Origin of the sequence: Burkholderia sp. Ac-20365 (genome assembly GCF_017104715.1) — a bacterium.
Lineage (GTDB): Bacteria > Pseudomonadota > Gammaproteobacteria > Burkholderiales > Burkholderiaceae > Paraburkholderia.
The window spans coordinates 26,698-34,350 of record NZ_JAAGPI010000066.1; the positions used below are offsets into that span (position 1 = coordinate 26,698).

The 7,653-nt window shown below is 57.3% G+C and carries 6 protein-coding genes; 1 reads left to right on the top strand and 5 read right to left on the bottom strand.

The features are described 5' to 3' along the window. Positions 1-189: 189 nt before the first annotated feature. On the bottom strand, positions 190-501 hold the full coding sequence (locus tag G3O01_RS43225) for a hypothetical protein (protein WP_205813609.1): 312 nt from the start codon (positions 499-501) through the stop codon (positions 190-192). 46 nt (positions 502-547) lie between these two features. Here G3O01_RS43225 and G3O01_RS43230 point away from each other — a divergent pair, with 46 nt between their 5' ends. Next, complete coding sequence (locus G3O01_RS43230) at positions 548-688, top strand: hypothetical protein (RefSeq protein WP_205813610.1); 141 nt, start codon at positions 548-550, stop codon at positions 686-688. Positions 689-796: 108 nt separating this feature from the next. Here G3O01_RS43230 and G3O01_RS43235 read toward each other — a convergent pair whose 3' ends face one another. The 4 genes from G3O01_RS43235 to G3O01_RS43250 form a co-directional block, all read right to left on the bottom strand. Further along, positions 797-1,237: a hypothetical protein gene (locus G3O01_RS43235; RefSeq protein WP_205813611.1), complete on the bottom strand. Its 441-nt coding sequence runs from the start codon at positions 1,235-1,237 to the stop codon at positions 797-799. A gap of 297 nt (positions 1,238-1,534) precedes the next feature. Next, a complete protein-coding gene (locus tag G3O01_RS43240; protein ID WP_205813612.1) occupies positions 1,535-1,924 on the bottom strand; it encodes an SMI1/KNR4 family protein in 390 nt (129 codons plus the stop codon). Next, positions 1,921-6,600, bottom strand: coding sequence for an RHS repeat-associated core domain-containing protein (locus tag G3O01_RS43245; protein WP_205813613.1), 4,680 nt, complete (start codon positions 6,598-6,600; stop codon positions 1,921-1,923). Before G3O01_RS43245 ends, G3O01_RS43240 begins: the two co-directional genes overlap by 4 nt. A gap of 88 nt (positions 6,601-6,688) precedes the next feature. Further along, positions 6,689-7,653: DUF2345 domain-containing protein (locus G3O01_RS43250; protein WP_205813614.1), on the bottom strand; the 965-nt coding region annotated here is incomplete at its 5' end.

Consider the following 7,653-nt stretch of genomic DNA (forward strand, 5'->3'; position numbering starts at 1 on the left):
CTCTTTGACAGCGGAGAGCCAGCTGGAAATATAGGAGGTTAATGGAAATCGCACCATTATCGGCGTGACAACTACCTGGGCAATGCTCACTTGCTGCCTTGGCGCAAAGGGCCGCCCCCAAGAGCCCGATCACCGTCAAGACGCAACAAGGGCAGATTTGGGGCGCCTTTACGCATGGTTATCACCGATCTAAAACGCTATAAACGCATCGTTCTCGAAATAGTAAACAAACGCCTCAAACAACTGCTCGATTCTCGGATTCTCTATCTGCGCCTGGGCATTAGAAACGATGTCCTCAATCGAAGCCACGTCGAGGACCTCCTGCCAATCGTTGGTCTTGGCAATTTCCGGCCGGGGATCCGCGTCAGGATCTGCATCCTTATCATCATCAGCAAAGACACCTTGTGTGTTCATATCCCACGGGGGATCTGGCAAATATAACCAACCAGAATGCTGCTGCGGGTTTAGGAAAATCTGTCTGATTGTAAACAAGTGGTCCACACATTTCCCCTTTTACTCACACGGACACGGACAAGGATTCAGAGCCTTGAATCCACCTCCTCAGCCAGGTGTCGTCGAGTCGTGCGAGCGTCAGGTCTTCGCCGCGATCGTCGTGCGTCTGGCCGGCTATCAGCAACGGATATTCGATGCTACGGCCCAACGGCTCGTGATAAATGAGCTTGCTTGAACATCGAAGCGCGTCGTGTGCGGCGTGATCCATCGCGCGCCGCAGCAGGTGGCACGAATCTTCTTGCTGCCAGCGCCTTCCATCTCCCGTTTTAACACGCGCGTCAGTTTAGAAATAGGTACTAATCTCCGGATATTCGTTCAAGAAGTCTTCGCTATGTATGAACTTGTCCAATTGACCTTGTGTTCTTCTGGCGACATCTACTATTTCCCTTATTTTCTCCGTTTCGCTTGAGTTCACAACCCTGCCGATCAAAATATGTGGCCACTCTTGCGCACTCGCGTTCCGGAGAAGATCTGGAAACTTAAACGCAAGCCGTTCCGCGTAGAGTTTTGCATCGGCTTTATCAAGAACGACCAAGATCGATTCCTGGATACCGTAGTCGTCGTCATCGCAAAAGGTATCCAGCAACGTATCTATAACGCGCCCGTCAAGCTGAGCTTGAACATCTTTCGCAAGCTTCGCAAACGTCCTCGCGTCTGTCGGATTCTCATACCGATCCATCGAAAGTAATGCTTTCCTCCATTGCTCGAATTCAGTATCAGTCATAGCGCCTCTACTTGGTCAAAAATCCGCGGCATTTTGCGTATGCGAGCATCTCCTGCATTGCCTCGTTGTACTTTTTCGGATCATCGACCTGTGTGGCGACACGTCGTACATCGCGGATTTCTTCGTAGAGCAGCACTATCTCCGACATGGCTGGATATATGTCTGTCCGGTTGCAGCTTGATACTGACTGACTCCGCCGACGTAGGGAATGCCCGTGTGCACTTCTTTATCGGATGTGGTCAATTTGGCGAATCAGCCACCACCACATATTCTTTAATCATCAGATGCACTTCTCCGTCACGCACGCAGCCCTCGGCTGATCCACTCCTGCAAGTTGACTGCAATAGAAGAGAAGTCCGACGGATCGAGGTCTCCTAGCCCCGATTCAAATACCGAGGGATCGTCATTTTCAAGTTTAATCAAAAATCCTTTTCCGCCGCTGTCGTCACCGATCAGCAGATATCCGTCGCAGTAATCCTTAACTTCATAGGTTTCATTTCTTTCAGCTAGATCCTGCAGCTGATAGAGTGAGAGCCCGTTGTCTAACAACACCCCATCAGAATACGACAGTAAATCCTTATAAGCCGACGGAAATTTAACTTTCATTGCTGACTCTACTGCAGCAATTTGAGCCGCCAGAGCCCCCTTATTTAACCCGGTTAAATTCGATATTCCAGAGAAGTTCATTTTGTGAAAGCTCCTAGGCAGTCAAAATACTTGTAGCTCTTCTTCATTGCGCGTCGCGCCACATCTTGAGGCACGCCAGCGGCGATCATTTGACCGTAACCAATGTTGAACTCGTCGGCCAACGACGTCGATCCCCACTTCCCGCCCGGCTGACTAGCAAGTGATCGACGTAGCGATCGCTGCGACGCGGATATCTGCGCGTGGGGGTCACCGCTAGCAGATGACAACAGAACCGCGGGCGCCGCATTTCGATCGTATCCTTCAACGTTGTTCTCGGCCCACTCATTTTGGATGGGATGGTGCGATTGAACAAAACCGTCTGCCCGAGTGTTCTGGTTACCCGGAGCGCGATTGCTATTGGGACTGAGTTCACCATGTCGGCCAGAGTCATGCTTGCACGCGCCACCCGGTCGAACTGTTAAACCAAGCGGATCGATCCAATCAATCGGATTCGGAGCATACTGATAAACATTGACCCCACCAGCGAGCCCAATCGGATCCTTCGAAACAAACCGCCCACTACGCGGATCATAATACCGATACCGATTGTAATGCAGCCCCGTCTCATCATCGGCCTGCTGCCCCTGAAACCGGATCGGGTTCCGCACTTCTTCCCGCGTCGCTCCCGAGACACGAGCAATAACCTCAACCGCCTCACCCCACGCCTTATACCGTGCTTCCCAGACAACCTCACCCGCATCATCCGTGAGAATCTGCGGCGTGCCGATCACATCGCAATGGTAGTAGTAAACCTGCGCCTGCTCATCCGCCACAGGCACGTTCATCAGCGGATCATCTTCCGGCGCATACCGATCCGACTCCTTCCGCTGCGGCGTCTCGATACCATCAACGCGTGACGCAACAAACTGTGCAAGCGGCGCAAACGAACCCGCTTCATACACGTAGTGCGTGCTGTGCAAACCGGCAGACTCATAAGCAAGCCGGTCGCCGTCCCAACCGAACACCGTCCTCTTACCACCGACATCTTTAGCAATCCGCCGCCCGAACGCATCATAAAAGTACTGCGCCTGAATCGAGCCAGCAGCACTCTGCGAGCTTACTGCCTTCAGCCGGTTGAACCCATCCCACTCGTACCGTTGTTCACTTCCAGGCGACTGCCGCACAACCAGATTGCCGCGCGCATCGTACTCATAGTGCTCGCCCGCATAGTCCTTCAGCAGATTACCGACAATCGCCGGCACTCCGGCAGGCAAAGTACTCTCGCGATACCCACCACCATCAGAGCGTGCATGACGCGGACTGCCTGCATCGACGATATTGCTCGCCGGATCGAAAGCAAAACGCTCGGTCGCAAGCGGACTGATCGCTTCGATCAACCGGCCGACAGGATCGTAACCATATGTCGTCACGCCACGACGGCTATCGTCGATCTCTTTGAGTTGCCCTGCCGCATCGTAGCGATAACGCCTTGCGGCAAGCATCGACGGCGCACCATGTCGCCGCAGCGACTGCATATCGACACGTCCAGCCATGTCGTAATGCGTCGCCTGCTCGATCGTATTCGACAGCGTTCGCTGCGTTTCGCGGTGCAGATCATCACGCTGGAACCCGATCAGTTCGCGCCCGTCGAGCATCATGCCGTGCACATGGCCCGAGCCGTACACCAGCCAGTCGATCGCATGCCCATCAGGCCGCACGGTTCTGATGCGCGTGCCGATCTCGTCATACTCGTGATGCCACACGTAACTGCGGCGCTCGCCGAACAACTGATAAGCATGGTGCTCACGCACCAGATTGCCCACCGGATCAAAGAAGTGCTGCGTGTGGCTGACGTCGTTGCGCGCATCGATCAGACGGCCGTTGCCGTCATACGCGAGTCGCATTTCGCTCGCGCCTGCACTGCGCCGCGTTGTGCGGCCCGCAGCATTGAAGTCATAGGCTGTCTCGAGACCGGCCTCTTCGGATGACAGCATGCGCCCGCTTTCCGCCTCGTAGCGATAGTGAACCACGCTGCCATCAAACCCAACCTGCTCGAGCAATCGACCGACAGGATCGTAACGGAAGCTGAACGTCGCATGATTCGCATCCGTCAATGCGGTCAAACGCCCAAGCAGGTCGTATCGATATGAAAGCGTATTACCCAGTGCGTCAGTGCGTTGCGCGATCCGTCCCGCCCTGTCATAGACGAAACGCGACATCCGTCCCAACGCATCGATATGCGTAAGCAACCGGCCTTCTGCATCGTATTCGAGCTTCTCGGTCCCAGCCGACGATTCAACGACCGTCAACTGTCCATTGCTGGCGTAACGGTATATCGTGCTCTGGCCTGCCGCATTCTTCTCTTCGAGCAGACGGCCGCGTTCGTCGTAACGCCATTCAGTAGCCTTGCCCGAGCAATCGGTATAACGCGTAAGTTGCCCTGTCGCGTCGTAGTCGAGTTTCTTCGCGCCGCCCTTCGCATCGACGATTTCAACCGGCAGTCCCTGCCTGTTGTAGCTGTATTTCGTCTCGTGACCAAGCGGATCGATCTGCGCGACCACCTGCCCCGCATCGTCGTATTTGCGCTCCCACCGGTACAAAAGCGGATCGACGATCGCAGTCAACTGATCCTCGCCGTCGTACTCCATGCGCACGACGCTCCCGTCCTGGCGAACCTGTTCCACCATATTGCCGCGAGCATCGTACACAAAACGCTCGACGCTTCCATCCGGAAAGATATGCTGCGTCAGGTTGTGATGCGCATCGCGATAGAACCATTCTTCGAGTCCATCGGGATGAATGATCCGATACGTGTAGCCGTCTATATCCGAGTAGTGCCGTGTGACACTGCCCATTGCATCGGTCACGTACACAAGACGGATATCCGGATGCCATGCGAGCCGGATTTCATGGCTGCCATCGTCGGCATATTCGCGCACGCACTTCGACTTCGCATCGCGGCCATCCCATTCGAGATTCATGCCGCGGCCGGTTCGATCCGTATAGCGCGTCACGAGATGATCGCGATAGGCATACTCGCGCCGGTTGCCATAACGGTCGGTGGCTGCGATCAGATCGCCCTGCGCATCGTACGTGTAGCGCGCGAGCGTCTCGACGCGTTCGCCTTCATCGTCGACATGCACCGCTTCCGTGATGCGTCCAGCCACATCGTGCATGAAAACGACGCTCGCCGCCGGCGTGCCGATTCGCGTCAGCCGGTCCGCCGCGTCGTACACCAACGTAATCTGATTGCCCGCGCGATCCTTGACGAACGCAAGACGGAACGCATCGCTGTGCAGTTCATAGGCTTCGAGCAATTCGTGACCGCGCATCACGGTCAGCCAGGTGTCGTCGAGTCGTGCGAGCGTCAGGTCTTCGCCGCGATCGTCGTGCGTCTGGCCCGCCTTCAGCAATGGGTATTCGATGCTACGGCCCGATGGATCGTGATAAACGAGCTTGCTTGCGTGAACATCGAAGCGCGTCGTGTACCGCGTGATCCACCGCGCGCCAAGTTCACCCTCGTCGTATGCATCGAGAAACGAACGATACGTGCGAGTCCACGCAATAGGCATCGCGCCCGGAAGAAGGAAATCGTCATGATCGAAGCGTTCGTCGCCAAGCGCGTAGCCGATGGAAGCGGGACTTTTCCCGATGCCGCAGCTCTTGCAATCGTTCGCACCGGGATGTTTCGCCTTCGCTTGTGCGGACACTGTTTCGAGTTCGCCTTCCGCCTTTTTCAACTCGGCCTGGACTTTCCCCGCCGGCTTGATCCCGACCGCCTGCGCGCCCCTATGTTGTTGCGCCGCGCGCCACTTCGCGACGGCCATCGTCAGCATGTTCAATAGCCACATCAGGCCACCGACGTCCGCGCTATTGAGCCCTCTGATTTTCGCGGTCACGAGCGGAATTGCTCCGCGTGCTTCCGTCGCCAGCGCTTTCAACTTCTGGTTCGTGGAAGGCGAAACCGCATTCGCTGCCTGCGTCGCGAGATTCGCCGTGCCTTTCACGAATACCTTGCCGCCATCCTTCAGATACGACCACAGGTTTTCAGCGACTTTCCCCGCATCGTGTGCGGCAAAGCCTGCCGACATCTGGTCCAGATGTTTATCGGCTGCACGGTAGTTGCCAGCGGTATCGAAGAGACTGCCCGATGCGGCGCGCTCGAAGATCTGCGCCAGGCCTTCGAGCAACTGTTGCGCATGGTTCGCGCAATCGTTCAGCAACTCAGTGAGCTTTGCCTGCACTTCCTTGACGAAGCTCTCGATCTCACCGGCGAATTTCGTGCTCAGATGCGCGACCATCGCCGAGATCACTGCGTCGGCGATCATCTGCGCGCCGCCTTCCGCGACGGCCCGGCCGCTCTTCATCAGTTCCTGGCGCGCGAGCTTGAACATCGGCCGCGCGCCCATGCGGAACTCGCCCATCACAGGCGGCACGGGAATGATGCCGATCAGATCGATGCCGAGATTCAGGTAATCGAACGCGTCTTTCGTTTGCGACTGCGTCAGCCGCTTGATGTCGAGCACGACATCGACCGCCGAGAGGATGTTCGAGACAACGGGGATCACGTTCGCCAGTTGCTCGACGCGCTCCAGCGTTACGTAGCCGTCGCTGACGCTCTTGAGCCACGCGTCGAACTGTTCGAGCGCCGAGCCCGCGTCTTCCTTGGCGATGGTGACAAGTGGCACGATCGCGACTTCGGTTGGTGCGACAGGTGTCGGGGCGGCTGCGCTCATACTGGGATCAGTCGGTTATTACGTTGTTGTTGGAAGAGCCGTCATTGCGATTCGCATTGCGGCCTTTTATCGCGTTGCGTGCATCGAGTCAGGCAAAGCCTTTGAGCGACGGCAAGGCGCTACGCGCGGACTGCGCGATCGAACTGACCTCTTTCGCCGCACCGGCGAACTGGTTAGCCTGGGCGATGGCCGTGCTCGCCTGCGAGGGCAGCGCGTTCGATAGGGCGTTTTGCGCAAGGCCTTGTGCCTGACTTTGTGCAAGCGATGCAAGCCCGTTCGTGCCCGCGGAAGCCGCGCTGGCAACACTCGCAAGCTGCGAGCCGCCGCTGACTGACTGTGCCAACGTGCCTGCCAGCGACGCAGCGCCCGCACCGCCGGAATTGCCGGTTACGCCCGCAATCGCACTCGCCGCCGAACTTGCCGCCGATCCCGCACTGGCGACACCAGGCAGCAACGACGCCATTTGCGATGTCGCAGTACTGTTGCCGGAAGCCGTCAACGGCTCGGCCGGCCATTGCACGCTCTTGAAGTAGTTGGCCGGTTGCGAAGGGTCGCGCGGGTCGACACCGAAATTGACTTGCGCGGCGCCTGGCGGCAAACCGCTGACCGTCGTCCGGCCGCTCCCATCCAGCGCACCCTGGCGCAGCACCGAACCGTTTGCGTCGAGCACCGAGAACTTGCCGCCTTTGACTGGTTCGCCGTTCGCGTACTGATGCAGCAAATCGAGTTGCCCCGGCTGATCGGGACGCGCAGATGGCAACGGATAGCCCTGGCTCGCCGGGCCCGCAAACGCATGCTGCGCGCCCTTGATATCGATCATCCCCGGTGCATGAATCTCGATGTTGCCGCCCTTGATGCGTATGTACGCACCGGCGGCCGTCACGATAATGCCTTGATCGGCAGCGGCTTCGATTGTCTCGCTCGCAGACAGCAGCTTCAGCGTCTTCTGCGCCGTGATCTCGACGTTATCCGACTGCGCCTGCACTTCGACCTTGCCTTTCGCAGCGAACAGCTTCATGCCCGCGTTCTGCACGAACAGGCTGATCTTCTCCC

What these genes read in the sequence shown, in the direction of transcription:
- G3O01_RS43235 (WP_205813611.1), bottom strand. Translation starts at nt 1,237, where the DNA reads ATGACTGATACTGAATTCGAGCAATGGAGGAAAGCATTACTTTCGATG.
- G3O01_RS43240 (WP_205813612.1), bottom strand. Translation starts at nt 1,924, where the DNA reads ATGAACTTCTCTGGAATATCGAATTTAACCGGGTTAAATAAGGGGGCT.
- G3O01_RS43245 (WP_205813613.1), bottom strand. Translation starts at nt 6,600, where the DNA reads ATGAGCGCAGCCGCCCCGACACCTGTCGCACCAACCGAAGTCGCGATC.